This window comes from Sphingomonas bacterium (assembly GCF_903644055.1).
Lineage (GTDB): Bacteria > Pseudomonadota > Alphaproteobacteria > Sphingomonadales > Sphingomonadaceae > Sphingomonas_I.
Genome location: NZ_CAHJXD010000039.1, coordinates 1 through 15,849 on the forward strand (window position 1 = coordinate 1; position 15,849 = coordinate 15,849).

General features: G+C 66.3%; 17 protein-coding genes. 10 read left to right on the top strand and 7 right to left on the bottom strand.

Annotated features, from left to right (window positions below):
• Positions 1-207 precede the first annotated feature (207 nt).
• From pdxH to HUU94_RS01670, 3 genes are all read left to right on the top strand, one after another.
• Positions 208-789, top strand: coding sequence for a pyridoxamine 5'-phosphate oxidase (gene pdxH / locus HUU94_RS01660; protein ID WP_174273391.1), 582 nt, complete (start codon positions 208-210; stop codon positions 787-789).
• Positions 786-1,601, top strand: coding sequence for a PhzF family phenazine biosynthesis protein (locus HUU94_RS01665; RefSeq protein WP_174273392.1), 816 nt, complete (start codon positions 786-788; stop codon positions 1,599-1,601). The genes pdxH and HUU94_RS01665 overlap by 4 nt, the downstream gene beginning before the upstream one ends.
• Positions 1,602-1,883: 282 nt before the next feature.
• Positions 1,884-2,126 (top strand): DUF6894 family protein, encoded by a 243-nt coding sequence (locus HUU94_RS01670; protein WP_174273393.1) that lies wholly within the window; start codon positions 1,884-1,886, stop codon positions 2,124-2,126.
• 132 nt (positions 2,127-2,258) lie between these two features.
• Here the strand turns inward: HUU94_RS01670 and HUU94_RS01675 are convergent, their stop codons facing one another.
• Positions 2,259-3,047, bottom strand: a complete 789-nt coding sequence (locus HUU94_RS01675; protein ID WP_174273394.1) for a Crp/Fnr family transcriptional regulator — start codon at positions 3,045-3,047, stop codon at positions 2,259-2,261.
• A 289-nt stretch (positions 3,048-3,336) separates the two neighbouring features.
• Between HUU94_RS01675 and HUU94_RS01680 the strand changes: the two genes are divergently transcribed.
• On the top strand, positions 3,337-3,936 hold the full coding sequence (locus tag HUU94_RS01680) for a PEP-CTERM sorting domain-containing protein (RefSeq protein ID WP_254601855.1): 600 nt from the start codon (positions 3,337-3,339) through the stop codon (positions 3,934-3,936).
• Between the two features lie 143 nt (positions 3,937-4,079).
• Here HUU94_RS01680 and map read toward each other — a convergent pair whose 3' ends face one another.
• Entirely contained in the window at positions 4,080-4,910 is an 831-nt protein-coding gene (gene map / locus HUU94_RS01685; RefSeq protein WP_174273406.1) for a type I methionyl aminopeptidase, read from the bottom strand.
• A 65-nt stretch (positions 4,911-4,975) separates the two neighbouring features.
• On the opposite strand from map, the gene HUU94_RS01690 reads away from it, so the two are divergent.
• Positions 4,976-5,737: a competence/damage-inducible protein A gene (locus tag HUU94_RS01690; protein WP_174273396.1), complete on the top strand. Its 762-nt coding sequence runs from the start codon at positions 4,976-4,978 to the stop codon at positions 5,735-5,737.
• Here HUU94_RS01690 and HUU94_RS01695 read toward each other — a convergent pair.
• Complete coding sequence (locus HUU94_RS01695; protein ID WP_174273397.1) at positions 5,710-6,999, bottom strand: TCR/Tet family MFS transporter; 1,290 nt, start codon at positions 6,997-6,999, stop codon at positions 5,710-5,712. The genes HUU94_RS01690 and HUU94_RS01695 overlap by 28 nt on opposite strands.
• Positions 7,000-7,005: 6 nt before the next feature.
• Complete coding sequence (locus HUU94_RS01700; RefSeq protein WP_174273398.1) at positions 7,006-7,725, bottom strand: glutathione S-transferase N-terminal domain-containing protein; 720 nt, start codon at positions 7,723-7,725, stop codon at positions 7,006-7,008.
• A gap of 112 nt (positions 7,726-7,837) precedes the next feature.
• Here HUU94_RS01700 and HUU94_RS01705 point away from each other — a divergent pair, with 112 nt between their 5' ends.
• Entirely contained in the window at positions 7,838-9,745 is a 1,908-nt protein-coding gene (locus tag HUU94_RS01705) for an alpha/beta hydrolase family protein (RefSeq protein WP_174273399.1), read from the top strand.
• 167 nt (positions 9,746-9,912) lie between these two features.
• On the opposite strand, the gene HUU94_RS01710 is transcribed toward HUU94_RS01705, so the two are convergent.
• From HUU94_RS01710 to HUU94_RS01720, 3 genes are all read right to left on the bottom strand, one after another.
• Positions 9,913-10,326 carry a MucR family transcriptional regulator gene (locus HUU94_RS01710; protein ID WP_174273400.1) on the bottom strand — a complete coding sequence of 138 codons (414 nt, stop codon included), beginning with the start codon at positions 10,324-10,326 and terminating at the stop codon, positions 9,913-9,915.
• Positions 10,327-10,388: 62 nt separating this feature from the next.
• A complete protein-coding gene (locus HUU94_RS01715; protein ID WP_174273401.1) occupies positions 10,389-10,667 on the bottom strand; it encodes an SWIB/MDM2 domain-containing protein in 279 nt (92 codons plus the stop codon).
• 80 nt (positions 10,668-10,747) lie between these two features.
• Positions 10,748-10,951 (bottom strand): DUF2945 domain-containing protein, encoded by a 204-nt coding sequence (locus HUU94_RS01720; RefSeq protein WP_174273402.1) that lies wholly within the window; start codon positions 10,949-10,951, stop codon positions 10,748-10,750.
• 74 nt (positions 10,952-11,025) lie between these two features.
• Here HUU94_RS01720 and HUU94_RS01725 point away from each other — a divergent pair, with 74 nt between their 5' ends.
• The 4 genes from HUU94_RS01725 to HUU94_RS01740 all read left to right on the top strand — a co-directional run bounded on the left by HUU94_RS01725 (position 11,026) and on the right by HUU94_RS01740 (position 15,377).
• Entirely contained in the window at positions 11,026-12,138 is a 1,113-nt protein-coding gene (locus HUU94_RS01725; protein ID WP_254601856.1) for a glycosidase, read from the top strand.
• 64 nt (positions 12,139-12,202) lie between these two features.
• Positions 12,203-13,810: an alpha-amylase family glycosyl hydrolase gene (locus HUU94_RS01730; protein ID WP_174273407.1), complete on the top strand. Its 1,608-nt coding sequence runs from the start codon at positions 12,203-12,205 to the stop codon at positions 13,808-13,810.
• Positions 13,810-14,820, top strand: a complete 1,011-nt coding sequence (locus HUU94_RS01735; RefSeq protein WP_174273404.1) for a glycosyltransferase family 4 protein — start codon at positions 13,810-13,812, stop codon at positions 14,818-14,820. Before HUU94_RS01730 ends, HUU94_RS01735 begins: the two co-directional genes overlap by 1 nt.
• Positions 14,821-14,930: 110 nt before the next feature.
• On the top strand, positions 14,931-15,377 hold the full coding sequence (locus HUU94_RS01740; RefSeq protein WP_174273405.1) for a MucR family transcriptional regulator: 447 nt from the start codon (positions 14,931-14,933) through the stop codon (positions 15,375-15,377).
• The last annotated feature ends 472 nt before the right edge of the window (positions 15,378-15,849 follow it).

Here is a 15,849-nt window from a genome sequence, read left to right on the forward strand (position 1 = left end):
CGGGGAGGAACTGGAGTCTGTCCTGTTGACGTTGAACTTTCGTCACCCCGGCCTTGAGCCGGGGTCCCGCTTCTTCTTCAACGCTGGCAGGCAGCGGGACCCCGGCTCAAGGCCGGGGTGACGTTTCAGCCTGAACAGGACAGCCTCTAACGCTCGCGGCGCGCAAGAAGTACGCGCGCGTGGATATATCTGCGCTAGAGGGCGCTCATGACCCGTGAAGACCCCGATGCCCTGTTCGAAGCCTGGCTTGCCGAGGCGGTCGCCAGCGAGCCCAACGATCCCAACGCGATGAGCGTCGCCACGGTCGGTGCCGACGGCCAGCCCTCGGCGCGGATGGTGCTGCTCAAGGGGCATGATGCGCGCGGCTTCGTCTTCTATACAAATTTCGAGGGGCGGAAGGCTGTCGAGCTCCACGCGCGGCCGCTGGCGGCCTTGCTGTTCCACTGGAAGACGCTGCGCCGGCAGGTGCGGATCGAGGGGCCGGTGAGCGTGGTCGCCGATGCCGAGGCCGACGCCTATTTTGCGACGCGCGGGCGCGATTCGCGGCTCGGCGCCTGGGCGTCGGATCAGTCGCGTCCGCTCGCCGATCGCGCGACGTTCGAGGCGCGGTTCGAGGGCATCGCCAGGCGGTTCGAGGGCGGCCCGGTGCCGCGCCCGCCGCACTGGGGCGGATTTCGCGTGCGTGCGGAGCGGATCGAATTCTGGCAGGATCGCGCGCACCGTCTCCACGAACGCCGCCTGTTCACGAGGCAGCCGGACGGCTGGACCGAAGGATTGCTGTACCCATGACCGATGCCGCCAAAGATTTGCCGCTGTTCCAGGTCGATGCCTTCGCCGACCGGCCGTTCACGGGTAATCCGGCGGCGGTGATGCCGCTCGACGCGTGGCTCGACGATGCGACGCTTCAGGCGATCGCCGCCGAACATAATATCGCCGAAACCGCCTTCCTGATCCCCGCAGGGGATGGCGACGCCGATTACGAGCTGCGCTGGTTCACGCCCGCCTCCGAAGTCGTGATGTGCGGGCACGCGACGCTCGCCTCGGGGCATGTGCTGCTCGGCCGCGATCCGGGGCTGGAGCGGCTGCGCTTCCGGACGCGCCAGGCGGGGGTGCTGGAGGTGGCGCGCGATGGTGAGGGCTATGCGCTGAGCCTGCCGGTGTGGCGTCCCGAGCCGCAGCCCCTGCCCGAGATCGTCGCGGCGCTGGAGGTCGATCCCGCGCGGGTGGTGGCGACGCTGCGCCATCCCCAACGCTACGGCGTCGTCGTGCTGGAGAATGAGGCGCAGGTCCGCGCCTGCGCCCCCGATTTCCGCAGGCTGGGCGCTGCCGGCGACTGGCTGACAGTGGTGACCGCGCCGGGCGACGCCACCGATGTCGTCAGCCGCGCCTTCGCGCCGGGGGCGGGGATCGACGAGGATCCCGTCACCGGATCGGCGCATGCGGTGATCGTATCCTATTGGGCGGAGCGGCTGGGGCGGGAGAGTTTCACCGCGTTCCAGGCCTCGGCGCGCGGCGGGCATCTCGGCTGCCGGCTGGCGGGCGATCGCGTGATCCTGACGGGCACCTGCGTCACCGTGATCGAGGGAAGGATGCGGCTTTGATGGCCTGCGCGCCGCCCGGCGAGTCGCGGGGCGCGGAAGCACAGGAAAGAGACGCCACGTCGCCCTTCGAGCGCGGTCTCCCCTTGATGCGAAACATGCTTGCAGCAATGCGGTGATGGTGAGGATGAGATCCATGTGTTCAAATCTCCGGACAAATGGGACGTACTCCATATGTTCCGATTTGTCAAGCATTTTGGCGCGCGGCGAATCATCACCGGATAAATCGTGATCGCCTGAACCTAGGTAAAGGCGGGCCGCCGGAGAGTCGGGTAGGCACCTGCCATGGCGCGCTTCTATATGAACCTGCACGAATGCGGCGAACTGATCTCCGACGAGGAAGGCATGGAGCTCGGCGGCGAGGCCGATGCCCGCCGCGAGGCGGTGGCGGCGGCGCGGGAGGTGATGTGCGCCGAGGTTGCCGAAGGGCGCCTGTGCCTGTCGTGCTCCATCGTCGTCGAGGACGAACAGCGGCGCGAGGTGATGCGCGTCATGTTCAGGGAAGCCGTGGCGGTCACAGGCCTTTAAAGTTTGTCCTGTTGACGTCGAACTGTCGTCACCCCGGCCTTGAGCCGGGGTCCCGCTGTCTGCCAACGCTGAGGAAGAAGCGGGACCCCGGCACAAGGCCGGGGTGACGGTTCAGCCTGAGCAGGACAGTCTCTAGCCGGCTTCCGGGGGACGGGGCGGGGCCGGAGTTTTCCCGGACGGCGCCTTTTGCCGAGCCGCGGCTTTCGCCCCGTCGGCGCTCTGGCCGTAATAGAGGTAGCTCGGATCGAATTCGGCGACGGCGGCAAGCCCCGCATAGTCGCTGACCTCCAGCCATTTCGAGCGGAAATGGATCAATCCGTCGGTCCGTAACGACTGGAGGATCCGGTTCACGTGCACCGGGGACATGCCGAGGACATCGGCGAGATCGGTCTGCACGAAGGGCAGCTTGATCACGAGGCGCAGGCTCGCATTCGATCGCGATACGCGGCTCACCATCTCGCACAGGAGGTGCGCCATCCGCTGGCGCGCGCTCTTGCGGGCCATGTTCGCGATCCACATCTGCATGATGCTCTCGTCGGCGAGCTGCGCCTTGGCCACCGCGAGCACGACATCGCGGTGCTGATCGAGAACGCTCTTGAACTGCACCGGGGAGATTACGGCGATCGTGGCATCGGTCATCGCCATGATGCCGAAGTTGCGCACGGCGAGGCGGATCGCCCTTGTGTCGGAAAAATCCCCGGCGGTCATCATGCCGATGATCTGGCGATCGCCGTTGGGCAATATGACATATCGGCACGCCCACCCTTCGAGCAGCGCGCGTACCGGATCGGGCTCATGGGCGGCCCCCAGGATTTCCGCGCCCCGCTCCACCTTCACGACGCTGCGGATCAGGTCCTCGACGTCGCCGACCGCCGCCTCCGAAAGCGAATGATATTCGCGAAGTTTCGCGATGACAGCCATTTTCACGCACGCCTCCAGCCGCCCGTACATTGAGCGCCAAGGTCATAACCTAACATGCAAATAATCGATCCGAAAATAACAATTGATACAAAAACTAATGTCAAAAAACACACAAATGTTAAAACCCCGAAGGAATTGGGATGTATTAATCCGAGATGTATAAAGGAGTAGCGTTATGAAGTTCAGGTCAACAGTTATCGCAGTATCTTTGATGAGTGCTACCGCGATGCCGGCTAGCGCAAGTCTTCTTACTCCTTCGACAAAAGGAACGTCGTTCACGACGATCGATTTGGCGACGCAGGGCATGTTGCTCGTTTCGAAAAGCAGCGCCGCGCAGGGCCTGACCTTCGCGGGGATCACTAACCTCGCAGTTTATCAGAACACGCTGGGTACGCTCGACTTCTACTATCAGTTCGAGCGGACGGGTGCCGGCACCATCGCCAGCGATGCGATCGAAACCATCACCGGCAGCAGCTTCGTGAATTATGTCGTGGATGCCCTGGTCAACGATGCCGATCCGGACGGCGCGGGCGCTTTCGAGGCGAGCACCAATGTCGGCGCCGTCGCCACCGCTCAGCGCAATGACAGCGGCAGCGTCGTCGGGATAGATTTCGCGAGCGCCAATCCTGTCGCCGACAACGAGATCAGCGCCACCTATATCTTCCGCACCAATGCAACCAACTACGCGCTGGGCACCTTCGGCGTGATCGACGGATCGACGATTTCCGGTCAGGGTTTCCAGCCGGCCGCTGCCGCCGCGGTGCCGGAAGCCTCGACCTGGGCGATGATGCTGATGGGGTTCGGTGGATTGGGCGCGGTGATGCGCGGTCGGCGCACCCGCACGGGCAAGGCGGGTTTCGCGGCCCTTCCCGGCATGGCGGGCGAGTGATTAGAAGCTAGCGACGGGTTTGTGCGGGGGCGCGACGCGCCTCGGCCTCGCCCATCGCCTAAGGGATCTTCGTCTGCTCGGTTACCCCCCGCGGCAGATCGAAGAGGGGCGCTCCACGGCCGTGGAGCGCCCCGACCCTCGTTTCAGCCCGCCAGATGCGGCACGTCGAGCCCCCGCTGGCTCCTGGTGAAGATCTCGCAGCCCGTCTCGGTGATGCCGATCGAATGTTCGAACTGCGCGGAAAGCGAGCGGTCGCGGGTGACGGCGGTCCAGCCGTCGTCCAGCACCTTCACGTCGGGGCGGCCGATGTTGATCATCGGCTCGATCGTGAAGAACATGCCGGGCTTCAATTCCGGCCCCGTGCCGACGCGGCCGACATGGACGACCTCGGGCGCGTCATGGAACAGGCGGCCGACGCCGTGCCCGCAGAAATCGCGGACGACACCGTAGCGGTGCGCCTCGGCATAGCTCTGGATCGCGTGGCCGATGTCGCCGAGATGCGCGCCGGGCCTCGCCGCCGCGATGCCGCGCATCATGCATTCGTAGGTGACCTCGACGAGGCGTCTCGCCTTCAGCGCGACATCGCCGCAGAGATAGGTGCGGTTGCTGTCGCCGTGCCAGCCATCGAGCAGCGGCGTGACGTCGACATTGACGATATCGCCGTCCTTGAGCGTCTTGGCGCCCGGGATCCCGTGGCAGACGACATGGTTGACGCTGATGCAGCAGCTATGCGTGTAGCCGCGATAGTTGAGCGTCGCGGGAATGGCGCCGCCGGCGATCGTCATCTCATAGACGATGCGGTCGATCTCCTCGGTGGAAACGCCGGGGCGGATGTGGCTGCCGAGCGTATCGAGGATGTCGGCGGCGAGCGCGCCCGCGCGGCGCATCCCCGCGAAGCCGTCTGGCCCGTAAAGCTTGATCGCGCCGGTGCGCGTCACGAGATCGGTGGCGGCGATCGTCTGATATTGCGTCATGGGAACGATATAGCTGCACGCGGCGGCTTTCGCCACAGGGCCGGAGCGGTCTATGGCGGACGGCGATGAGTGAACCCCAACGCATCTGGAGCGCGGCCCTGCTGGTGATCGGCGACGAGATCCTCTCCGGCCGGACGCAGGACAAGAATATCGCGCAGCTCGCGACCTGGCTCAACGTGCAGGGCATCCGGCTGGCCGAAGTGCGCGTCGTGGCGGACAAGATGGCGGCGATCGGCGAAGCGGTGAACGCGCTGGCGGCGGCCAACGATTATCTGTTCACCACCGGCGGCATCGGGCCGACGCACGACGACATCACCGTCGATGCGATCGCGGCGGCGCTGGGGCTGGAGGTGGTGGTCCATCCGGACGCGCGCGCGGTGCTCGAGCGGCATTATGCGGCGCGCGGAGGGGTTACCGAGGCGCGGCTGCGGATGGCGCGGGTGCCGGCGGGTGCGACGCTGATCGAAAATGCGATGTCGGGCGCGCCGGGGATCCGGGTGGGCAACATCTTCATCCTGGCGGGCGTGCCGCACATCGCCGCGCTGATGCTGGAGGCGCTGACGGGGAAGCTGGAGGGCGGGCTGCCGCTGGTTTCGCAGACATTGGGCTGCTGGGTGCCCGAAAGCGAGGTGGCGGAGCTGCTGCGCACCGCCGAGCAGGATCATGAGGGCTGCCAGATCGGCAGCTATCCCTTCTTCCGCGAGGGCAGGGTCGGCGCCAATTTCGTGATTCGATCGACCGAGCAGGCGAGGGCCGACGCCTGCGCCGCCGATATCGCGACGCGGCTTGCGGCGTTGGGCTATGAAGGGGTGGCGGGCGGGATCTGATCCTCCCCCTCGGCCTGCGCCTTGCTGCTGCCGAGCAGGATGGCCAGCGCGACCAGCACGAAAGCGATCGCGATCACGAAGCTCGCGCCGACGAAGCGGAAGGGCGCGCTCGGGCCGGTGAAATAAGCCAGGATGGCGCTGTAGAGCGCGGGCGCGATGATCGCCGCGATCGAATTGAGGCTGCCGTTGAAGCCCTGCAGCTCGCCCTGCGCGTTGGCGGGGACGTGGCGCGAGATGAGCCCGCTGATCGCCGGCATCGCGCACGCCGAAACGAGCTGGACGCCCAGCACCGCGAAGGCGAGCACCGAGGAGTGCACCATCGTATAGGCCAGGAAGCCGAACGCCGCGGCGGTCATGCCCAGTGCGGCGGCGCGCCGCTCGCCCAGCGCCTTGACGATCCGGCCGACGATCAGGATCTGGCTGGCCACCATGAGCCCGCCGACCAGCGCCAGGCTCGCGCCGATCGTCCCCGGCCCCCAGCCGAACGCCGCGATCGCGAAGAAGGACCAGATCGTCGGATAGATCATCGCCGCGAGGTTCCAGAAGAACGCCGCGGCGAGCAGCGGGACGACGCCGCGCAGCTTGCGCAGCGCGTGGAAGGCGCCGACCGGATTCGCGCGCGACCAGAGGAACGGGCGCCGGTTTTCGGGCGCCAGGGTCTCGCGGAAGACGAAGGCGCCGAACAGGAAATTGGCGGCCGTGAGCACCGCCGCCGCATAGAAAGGCGCGCGGGCCCCGAGCTCGCCGAGCAGCCCGCCGATCGCCGGGCCGACGATGAAGCCGATGCCGAACGCCGCCCCCATCATGCCGAAATAGCGCGCACGTTCCTGCGGCGCCGAGACGTCGGCAAGTGCTGCACCCGCCGGACCGAACGAGGCGCCGAAGAAACCCGCGAACGCGCGGCCGATGAACAGCCAGGTGAGGCTGGGCGCGAATCCCAGCAGGAGATAGTCGATCGTGAAGCCCGCGAGCGAACCGAGCAGCACCGGCCGCCGCCCGAAGCGATCGCCGAGATTGCCGACCAGCGGCCCGCTGAGGAACTGGACGGCGGCATAGACCACCCCCAGCCAGCCGCCGATCCGCGTCGCGGTCGGCAGATCGACATGGCCGAGCTTCATCACGATGCCCGGCACCACTGGCAGCACGATGCCGAAGCCGATCGAATCGATCAGGATGACGATGAGGATGAAATAGGCCGACGCGCCGGGCCTGGCGGCGGCCGGCGGCGCGGCGCTATGCACCGGCGCGCGCGTTCGGATCATCCTCGATCATGGCTTGGCCGTGGCGCCCGCCGACGCCGAGGTCTGGCCGAAGAGGATGCGGCGTTCCTCCTCGGTGCGGATGCCCGGCGGGTTGGGGTTGATCTCAGGCCCGCGCGCATAGGCGCGCGCGGTCGCGGGGCGCGCGGCGATGCTCTCGAACCAGCGCGCGACGCCGGGGAAGTCGGCGAGGTTCTGGCCCTGGTCGGCGTACGGCACGATCCACGGATAGATCGCCATGTCGGCGATCGAATAGTCCGCGCCGGCGACGAAGGCGCTCGTCGCGAGCCGGCGATCGAGCACGCCATAGAGCCGGTTGGTCTCATTGACGTAGCGATCGATCGCATAGGGCAGCTTCTCGGGCGCATAGTTGCGGAAGTGGTGGTTCTGCCCCGCCATCGGGCCCAGACCGCCCATCTGCCAGAACAGCCATTGCAGCACCTGCGCGCGGCCCGGAAGATCGGCGGGCAGGAAGCGCTTGGTCTTCTCGGCGAGGTAGAGCAGGATCGCGCCGCTTTCGAACAGGCTGACCGGCGCGCCGCCGCCCGGCGGCGAGTCATCGACGATCGCGGGCATCCGGTTGTTGGGCGCGATCGCGAGGAAATCGGGGGCGAATTGTTCGCCCTTGCCGATGTTCACGGGCACGATGCGATAGTCGATCCCGGCTTCCTCACAGAAGAGCGTGATCTTGTGGCCGTTGGGCGTCGGCCAATAATGGAGATCGATCATCGGGCCTCCTGGTTGAAGCCTCCGCATGGCGCGCGATCGGGAGGCTGGCAAGCCACGGCTTGCGCGGCGGCGCGCGTCGCCACAGGATGCGCCACGGACAAGAGGAGCCCCGATGCCGATAGCCCTGCTCAGCGCCGCTCTGGCGATCACCACCGCAAACCCGATGCTGGTCCGCTATGCCGGGGTGACGCTCGATCCCGCCGGCCGCACGATCGCCAGCGTCGATAGCCCGCAGGCGCGCGGCGCGCCCACCGCCGGGCATGGCACGCTGGTGCTGCGCGATACATCGGGCAAGGTGATCGCCCGGCAGGATCCTTGCGGATCGTGCCGCTATGGCGGGCTGGCATGGTCGCCCGACGGCGCCAGCCTCGCCTTCGTCGCCAGCGGCGAGGGCAATGCGATCGTCTATGCGCTGGAGAAGGGCGCGCTGCGCAAGGTGACGACGGTCAAGGGGCTGGCGGGCGGGCTGCGCTGGTCCCCCGACGGCAGGACGATCGCGCTGCTCGCGACGATCGACGCGACCAAGGAGACGGGGGCTACGCAGCCGGGGGTGCGCCAGGTCGGCGTGATCGGCGCGCATGAGGATTCGAAGCGGATCGCGGTGGTGCCGGCGGCCGGCGGCGACCTGCGGATGGTCTCGCCCGAGGGCGTTTTCGTCTATGAATATGACTGGACGCCAGACGGGCAGGGCTTCGTCGGCACCGCCGCCGAGGGCAATGGCGACAATCAATGGTGGGTGGCGAGCCTGCGCGGCTTCGGGCTGACCGGCGGGATGCGGACGATCGCGGCGCCCAAGATGCAGATCAACATGCCGCGCGTCTCGCCCGACGGGCGCAGCGTCGCCTTCATCGGCGGGCTGATGAGCGATTTCGGATCGATCGGCGGCGACGTGTTCGTCGTGCCGCTGGCGGGCGGCGCGCCGAGCAACCTGACGCCCGGCTACAAAGCGACCTTCACCTCGCTCCAGTGGCGCGGCCCGAAGCTGCTGGTGAGCGCGATCGTCGGCGGATCGGTGGCGGTCGGCACGATCGATCCGGCCGCGACGAAGGTGGCACTGACGGCGCCCGCCGCCGAGAGCCTGAGCGCCGGCGACGCCGCGATCTCCTCCGATCGTACCGGCGCGGGCGCGGCTTATGTGACCGAAAGCTTCACCCGCGCACCGGCGATCGCCTTCGGCCCGCTCGGGCGGGGGCGGCCGATAACGCACGACAATGATGCGGTGGCCGCCGCCGTCGTCGCCCGCGACATACGGTGGCGGAACGGCGGCTCGGACGTACAGGGCTGGCTGCTCGCGTCCGCCAACGGAGCGCTAGATCGTATCGTGACCCACCGCCCGAGCTATCCGATGATCACCGTGATCCACGGCGGCCCGGCGTCGGCGATCACGCCGCATTTCTACTGGGGCGACGTGACCGAGACGCTGCTCGCGCGCGGCTACGTGATCTTCCAGCCCAACCCGCGCGGCTCCTACGGCCAGGGCGAGGCGTTCGTGCGCGCCAACGTCAAGGATTTCGGCGGCGGCGACCTGACCGACGTGCTCGCCGGGATCGACGCGGTCGAGAAGCAGGCGCCGATCGACGATAAGAGGCTCGGCCTCTACGGCCACAGCTATGGCGGCTTCATGACGATGTGGACCGTCACGCACAGCAACCGCTTCAAGGCCGCGGTGGCGGGGGCCGGGATCGCCGACTGGGTCGCTTATTACGGGCAGAACGGGATCGACCAGTGGATGATCCCTTATTTCGGCGCATCGGCCTATGACGACCCCGCGACCTACGATCGCCTGTCGCCGATCCGATCGATCAGGAATGCCAGGACGCCGACCTTGCTCTACGTCGGCGAGCGCGACGTCGAATGCCCGGCGGCGCAGAGCCTGGAATATTGGCACGGGCTGCGCGCGATGAACGTGCCGACCGAGCTCGTCATCTACGCCGACGAGGGCCATGCGCTGCGGCAGCCGAAGAATCTGGCCGATCGCGAGCAGAGGATGGCGGGGTGGTTCGATAAATATCTGCGGTGAGGCGGACCGGGATCAGCGGCTATCCTCTTCGAGCAGAAACGTCACCCCGGCCTTGAGCCGGGGTCCCGCTGCCTGCCAACGTTGAAGAAGAAGCGGGACCCCGGCTCAAGGCCGGGGTGACGTTCAATTTGAGGCGAAGTCCGCCCAATCGCTAATGTCGATCAGCCCTAATTTACGTCGCCGCGCGGCTTGCGGCCCAGCCCGATCTGTTTGGCGAGCGTGCGGCGGCGGTCGGCGTAATCGGGGGCGACCATCGGGTAATCGGCGGGCAGCTTCCAGCGCGCGCGATATTGCTCGGGCGTCATGCCGTAATGCGTCATCAGATAGCGCTTGAGCATCGTCAGCTTCTTGCCGTCCTCGAGGCAGACGATGTGGTCGGGCTTGACCGACGCGCGGATCGGCACCGCGGGCTTGAGCTCCTGCTCGGGCGCCTCGACGGGCGTGCCTAGCGTCGCGAGCGCGCCATGGACGGTCTGGATGAAGAGGGGAAGCTCTTCGCCGGCGACGCGGTTGTTGGCGACGTGCGCGGCAACGATCTCGGCTGTCAGCACGAGCAGGTTATTGTCTTCGGGTTCGGCCATCACATCCTCAAATCACGCTTACCAACAGGCCGGGAACGCGCCTGCGTTCCCGGCAACTGCGATCACTTGACGTGCGTGGAGATGTGCTTGTTCATCTCGAACATGCTGACGCTCTTCTTGCCGAAGATCTTCTCCAGCTTGGCATCGGCGTTGATCTGCCGCTTGTCCTTGCTGTCCTGAAGGCTGTTCTTCTTGATATAATCCCACATCTTGCTGACGATGGCGCTGCGCGGCTGATCCTCGGCACCGACGATCGCCGCAAGGTCGCTGGAAGGCGTGACGGGCTTGTGGATGCCGCCGGTCTTTGCAGCAGGTGTCTTTGCCGCAGGTGTCTTCGCCATTAAGTCCTCCTCCATAGGTTATCCCGTCTCTTAGAAGCTGTTGCCGGGCAGCGCGAGAGGAATTGTTACGATTCCCGTTCTCATTCCTTGGTCAGCGCTTCGGCTTTGTGCGCGGCGGTGCCGCCCTTGTCCGATCTGACGATATATTCGGGATTGTCCTTCGATGCCGCGACCTTATGCCCCTTGATCTTGGTGGGACTGGTCTGCTTCTTCTCGACCTTGCCGTGCGCGGTGCCGCCGTGCGATTTCCAGGCCACCTTGTCGCCCGTCTTCAGTTCGGCCATCGATGCTCTCCTTCGGTGGAGCAAATCGATCTTTTGCGGATTTGTTGCGCGACGCCGGCGGCACGGGGCGCGATTTGGACGATTTTCTGATCTTCACGCCTGGCGACGTCGATCTCGCTCGTTCGCCCCTGCGCGGGACGATCGGCGCCGAAACCTATGTGCTCGGCGCGTTCAACCCCGGCTTCGCGCGGCTGCCCAACGGCAACATCCTGATGATGGTGCGCGTGGCGGAAGCGCTGCGCGAGCCGGTGAGCGGCGATCATGTCCACGCGATCCGCTGGACGGCGGACGGCTATGTCCGCGATCCGCATACGCTGGCGGGCGTCAACATGAGCGATCCGCGCCAGTTCGACGTCGCGGGCGGCAGCTATCGGATGCTGGCGCTGACCTCGCTTTCCTGGCTGCTGCCGGTGGAGCTGGACGCCGACGGGCGGCGGATCGCGGCGGTGCATTACGACAAGGCGATCGCGCCCGCCGCCGGCTATCAGGATTATGGCGTCGAGGATGCGCGGATCACGCTGATCGACGGTGTCTATTACATGACCACCTGCTCGGTTTCGGCCCAGCGGCACTGCACCAGCCTGCACATCTCGACCAACGGGCTGGACTATGCGTTGCAGGGCGTGGTGCTCGATCATCAGAACAAGGACATGATCCTGTTCGAGGGCAAGGTGGCGGGCAAATTCTGCGCGCTGACCCGGCCGCTCGGCGAACTCTACCTCGCCTATCCCGAGCAGAGCGCCTATATCGGCGGCCCCTCGATCAACCTCGCGCAATCGCCCGATGGCCTGCACTGGAAGCCGGTCGACCAGCCCTTCCTGCGCCCGCGCAAGGCCGCGATGCTGTCGCGCAAGCTCGGCGGCGGAGCGCAGCCGATCCCGACGCCGGAGGGCTGGCTGATGCTGTACCACGGCGTCGAGACGCGCGCGAAGGTGGGGGTGTATCGCACCTTCTGGGCGCTGCTCGACGCACGGGAGCCGTGGCGCATCCTGCGGCTGGAGGATGAGGTGCCGCTGCTGGAGGCCGATCCCGCGCTGACCGCGCCGATCGCGCAGCAACTCTATCTGCCGACCGAGGTGGTGTTCACGACCGGGATCGTCGACGGCGGCGATCATTATATCGTCGCGAGCGGGGAGGCGGACCTGGCCTGCCGGATCACGCATATCCCGAAAGCGCGGTTCGCGTGATCCGTCCCCTCCGTTCGTGTCGAGCCTCGGCCGCGCTCGGGACGAACGGATCCAGGTGTCGGACGTGACTCAGCCGAAATGGTGGCAATCGGGCGTCCTCTATCAGGTCTATCCGCGCTCGTTTCAGGACAGCGACGGCGACGGGATCGGCGATCTCTCGGGGATCGCGCGGCGGCTCGATCATCTCGTCGCGCTGGGGGTGGATGCGGTGTGGATCTCGCCAATCTATCCCTCGCCGATGGTGGATTTCGGCTATGACGTCGCCGATTATACCGGCGTCGATCCGATGTTCGGGACGATGGCCGATTTCGATGCGCTGCTCGCGGAGTGCCATGCGCGGGGCTTGAGGCTGCTGCTCGATTTCGTGCCCAACCACAGTTCGGACCACCATCCCTGGTTCCGCGAAAGCCGCGCCTTGCGCGATAATCCGAAGCGCGACTGGTATATCTGGCGTGATGCCGCGCCGGGGGGCGGGCCGCCCAACAACTGGATCAGCGATTTCGGCGGATCGGCCTGGGAATGGGACGAGGCGACCGGCCAATATTATTATCACGCGATGCTGGTCGAGCAGCCCGACCTCAACTGGCGCAACCCGGACCTCAAGGCGGCGATGCTGGCGGCGATGCGCTTCTGGTTCGACAAGGGGGTGGACGGCTTCCGCGTCGATATCCTCTGGCACATCATCAAGGCCGCCGATTTCCCCGACAATCCGGCAAACCCGGATTGGCGCGCGGGGATGGCGGAGATGGACAAGGTGCTGCAACGGCACTCGACCGACCATCCCGAAGTGTTCGCGATCGCCGCCGAGATGCGCGCGCTGGCCGACGGCTATGGCCGCGATTGCGTGCTGGTGGGGGAAATCTATCTGCCGGTCGAGCGGCTGATGGCCTATTACGGCCGGCATGGGGAGGGCGTGCACCTGCCCTTCAACTTCCAGCTCATCGACGCGGCGTGGAACGCGCGCGGCCTGCACCGGATGATCGCCGCTTACGAGGCGGCGCTGCCGGCGGGGGGCTGGCCCAATTGGGTGTTGGGCAACCATGACCGGCCGCGGATCGCGGCGCGGGTGGGGGAGGCACAGGCGCGGGTGGCGGCGATGCTGCTGCTGACGCTGCGCGGCACGCCGACGGTCTATTATGGCGACGAGCTGGGGATCGGCGACGTCGCGATCCCGCCCGACCGGGTGCGCGACCCACGCGAGCTGCGCGAGCCGGGGCTGGGATTCGGGCGCGATCCGGTGCGGACGCCGATGCCATGGGACGATTCGCGCGCGGCGGGCTTTACCGGCGGGACGCCGTGGCTGCCGCTCAACGCCGATTGGCCGACGCGCAACGTCGCGCGCGCGGCGGCGGATGGCGCTTCGATGCTGGCGCTGTATCGCGATCTGCTCGCGGTGCGGCGCGCGCACCCGGCGCTGGCGGTGGGATCGATGCGGCTGATCGAGGCGGAGGGGGACGTGCTTGCCTATGAGCGGGTGGAGGGGGAGGAGAGAATGGTCGTGGCGCTGAACCTGGGATCGCGCGAGCAGACGGTGACGCTGCCGGAGGGGGCGTGGCGCCCACTCCTCTCCACCCGTCACCCCCTTCCCGATCGTCATCCCCGCTTACGCGGGAATGACGCGTGGAGGTTGAGGGCCGACGAGGGCGTCATCCTGATCGCGGACGCCGGCTGATGCGGATCGCGATGCTCGCGCCGATCTCGTGGCGGACGCCGCCGCGCCATTATGGGCCGTGGGAGCTGGTGACCTCGCTGCTCACCGAGGCTTTGGTCGCGCGCGGGATCGACGTGACGCTGTTCGCCACCGCCGACAGCGAGACCGCGGGGCGGCTCGAGGCGGTGGTGCCGCGCGGCTATTCGGAGGATGGCACGCTCGATGCCAAGGTGATGGAGATGCTGCACGTCTCCAACGTCTTCGAACGCGCGGGCGAGTTCGACATCATTCACAACCAGGCCGATTTCGTGCCGCTCGCCTTCACGCGGCTGGTCTCGACGCCGATCGTGACGACGATCCACGGCTTTTCGTCCGAACGGATCGTGCCCGTGTTCAAGCGCTACGAGGATCGCGTCTATTATGTCGCGATCAGCGACGCCGATCGCCATCCCGACCTGCGTTATGCCGACACGATCCATCACGGCATTCCGATCGAGGATTTTCCGTTCGACGCCCAAGGCGGCGACGATCTGCTGTTCTTCGGACGGATGCACCCCGACAAGGGCGCGGGCGAGGCGATCCGCGCGGCGCAAGCGGCGGGGCGGCGGCTGGTGATGGCGGGGATCGTGCAGGACCAGGGCTATTACGAGCGCGAGGTGGCGCCGTTCCTCGATGGCGACCGGGTCGTGCATCTCGGCGCGATCGGCGGGGTGCAGCGGACGCGCGCGCTGGGCGGGGCGCGCGCCTTGCTCCACCTGATCGGCTTCGACGAGCCGTTCGGCCTTTCGGTGATCGAGGCGATGGCGTGCGGGACGCCGGTGATCGCCTATGATCGCGGCTCGATGCGCGAGCTGATCGAGGATGGCGTCACCGGTTTCCTGGTCGACGATCTCGCCGGCGCGCTCACGGCGATCGGCCGGATCGAGGAGATCGATCGCGCCGCCTGCCGCGCCTCGGTGGCCGCGCGCTTTTCGGTCGATCGCATGGCCGAGCGCTATATCGCGCTCTACAGACGCATCCTGGACAACTGATCGAACGAGAAATGTGCCGAATTCACATTTATTTTGTTATGCGGCTTCTATAGAGACTGGAATGGTGGTGGGGAAATTCTATAGAACGTGCATTATCTGGGAGCATATCCGTGGCCGATGACAATCAAGAATTGATTACGCTTACTGCCGATATCGTCTCGGCGCACGTCAGCAACAACAATGTATCCACTGCCGAAGTCGCATCGCTGATTCAGAGCGTCTATGGCGCGTTGACCGGTCTGGGCTCCGCGCCCGCAGAGCCCGTCGCCGAGAAGCCCAAGGGTGCAGTTTCGCTGCGTGCCTCGATCAAGCCCGAGCATCTGGTCAGCATGATTGACGGCAAGCCCTACAAGATGCTGCGCCGTCACATCTCGCAGCATGGCTATTCGCCGGAAAGCTATCGCGAGACTTTCAGCCTGCCGCGCGATTATCCGATGGTCGCTTCGAATTACGCCGAACAACGCCGCGCGCTCGCGCACAAGATCGGCCTCGGCCGCAAGCCCCGCACCGCCGCGGCCAAGCCCGGTCGCGGCCGCAAGCCGAAGGCCGAAGCCTGATCGCGGGGGCGTTCCCGCTAGAGTCGGATAACTTTAGATTGACCCACTCCCCCGCTCATCCTGAGTAGGGATCGAGCTTGTCGAGAGCCCGTATCGAAGGACATGCGCTGGAGCCGTGCTTCGATACGAGCCCTCGATACGCTCCTGCGGAGCACCTTGGTCTCACCTCAGCATGAGCGGGTAGCTTCGCAGGAATAATCTGTCCTGTTGAGGTTGAACTCTCGCCACCCCCGCCTTGAGCCGGGGTCTAGCTGCTTGGCCGACGATGAAGAAGAAGCGGGACCCCGGCTCAAGGCCGGGGGGACGTTTCAGCTTGCGCAGGACAGCCTCCAATATCGAAGTACGATCCCTACTCAGGACGAGCGGTGGAGTGGATCGATCTAAACTCATCCCTTCTAGGCTCAGGACTCATTGATTGATCCAGAAGATGACGGTGGCGGCGATGCAGATAGCGGACATGAAGGTGTGGGCG

Excerpts from the sequence above, each read along its gene's own strand:
- pdxH (WP_174273391.1), top strand. The coding sequence starts at position 208 with ATGACCCGTGAAGACCCCGATGCCCTGTTCGAAGCCTGGCTTGCCGAG.
- HUU94_RS01665 (WP_174273392.1), top strand. The coding sequence starts at position 786 with ATGACCGATGCCGCCAAAGATTTGCCGCTGTTCCAGGTCGATGCCTTC.
- HUU94_RS01670 (WP_174273393.1), top strand. The coding sequence starts at position 1,884 with ATGGCGCGCTTCTATATGAACCTGCACGAATGCGGCGAACTGATCTCC.
- HUU94_RS01675 (WP_174273394.1), bottom strand. The coding sequence starts at position 3,047 with ATGGCTGTCATCGCGAAACTTCGCGAATATCATTCGCTTTCGGAGGCG.
- map (WP_174273406.1), bottom strand. The coding sequence starts at position 4,910 with ATGACGCAATATCAGACGATCGCCGCCACCGATCTCGTGACGCGCACC.
- HUU94_RS01690 (WP_174273396.1), top strand. The coding sequence starts at position 4,976 with ATGAGTGAACCCCAACGCATCTGGAGCGCGGCCCTGCTGGTGATCGGC.
- HUU94_RS01695 (WP_174273397.1), bottom strand. The coding sequence starts at position 6,999 with ATGATCCGAACGCGCGCGCCGGTGCATAGCGCCGCGCCGCCGGCCGCC.
- HUU94_RS01700 (WP_174273398.1), bottom strand. The coding sequence starts at position 7,725 with ATGATCGATCTCCATTATTGGCCGACGCCCAACGGCCACAAGATCACG.
- HUU94_RS01705 (WP_174273399.1), top strand. The coding sequence starts at position 7,838 with ATGCCGATAGCCCTGCTCAGCGCCGCTCTGGCGATCACCACCGCAAAC.
- HUU94_RS01710 (WP_174273400.1), bottom strand. The coding sequence starts at position 10,326 with ATGGCCGAACCCGAAGACAATAACCTGCTCGTGCTGACAGCCGAGATC.
- HUU94_RS01715 (WP_174273401.1), bottom strand. The coding sequence starts at position 10,667 with ATGGCGAAGACACCTGCGGCAAAGACACCTGCTGCAAAGACCGGCGGC.
- HUU94_RS01720 (WP_174273402.1), bottom strand. The coding sequence starts at position 10,951 with ATGGCCGAACTGAAGACGGGCGACAAGGTGGCCTGGAAATCGCACGGC.
- HUU94_RS01735 (WP_174273404.1), top strand. The coding sequence starts at position 13,810 with ATGCGGATCGCGATGCTCGCGCCGATCTCGTGGCGGACGCCGCCGCGC.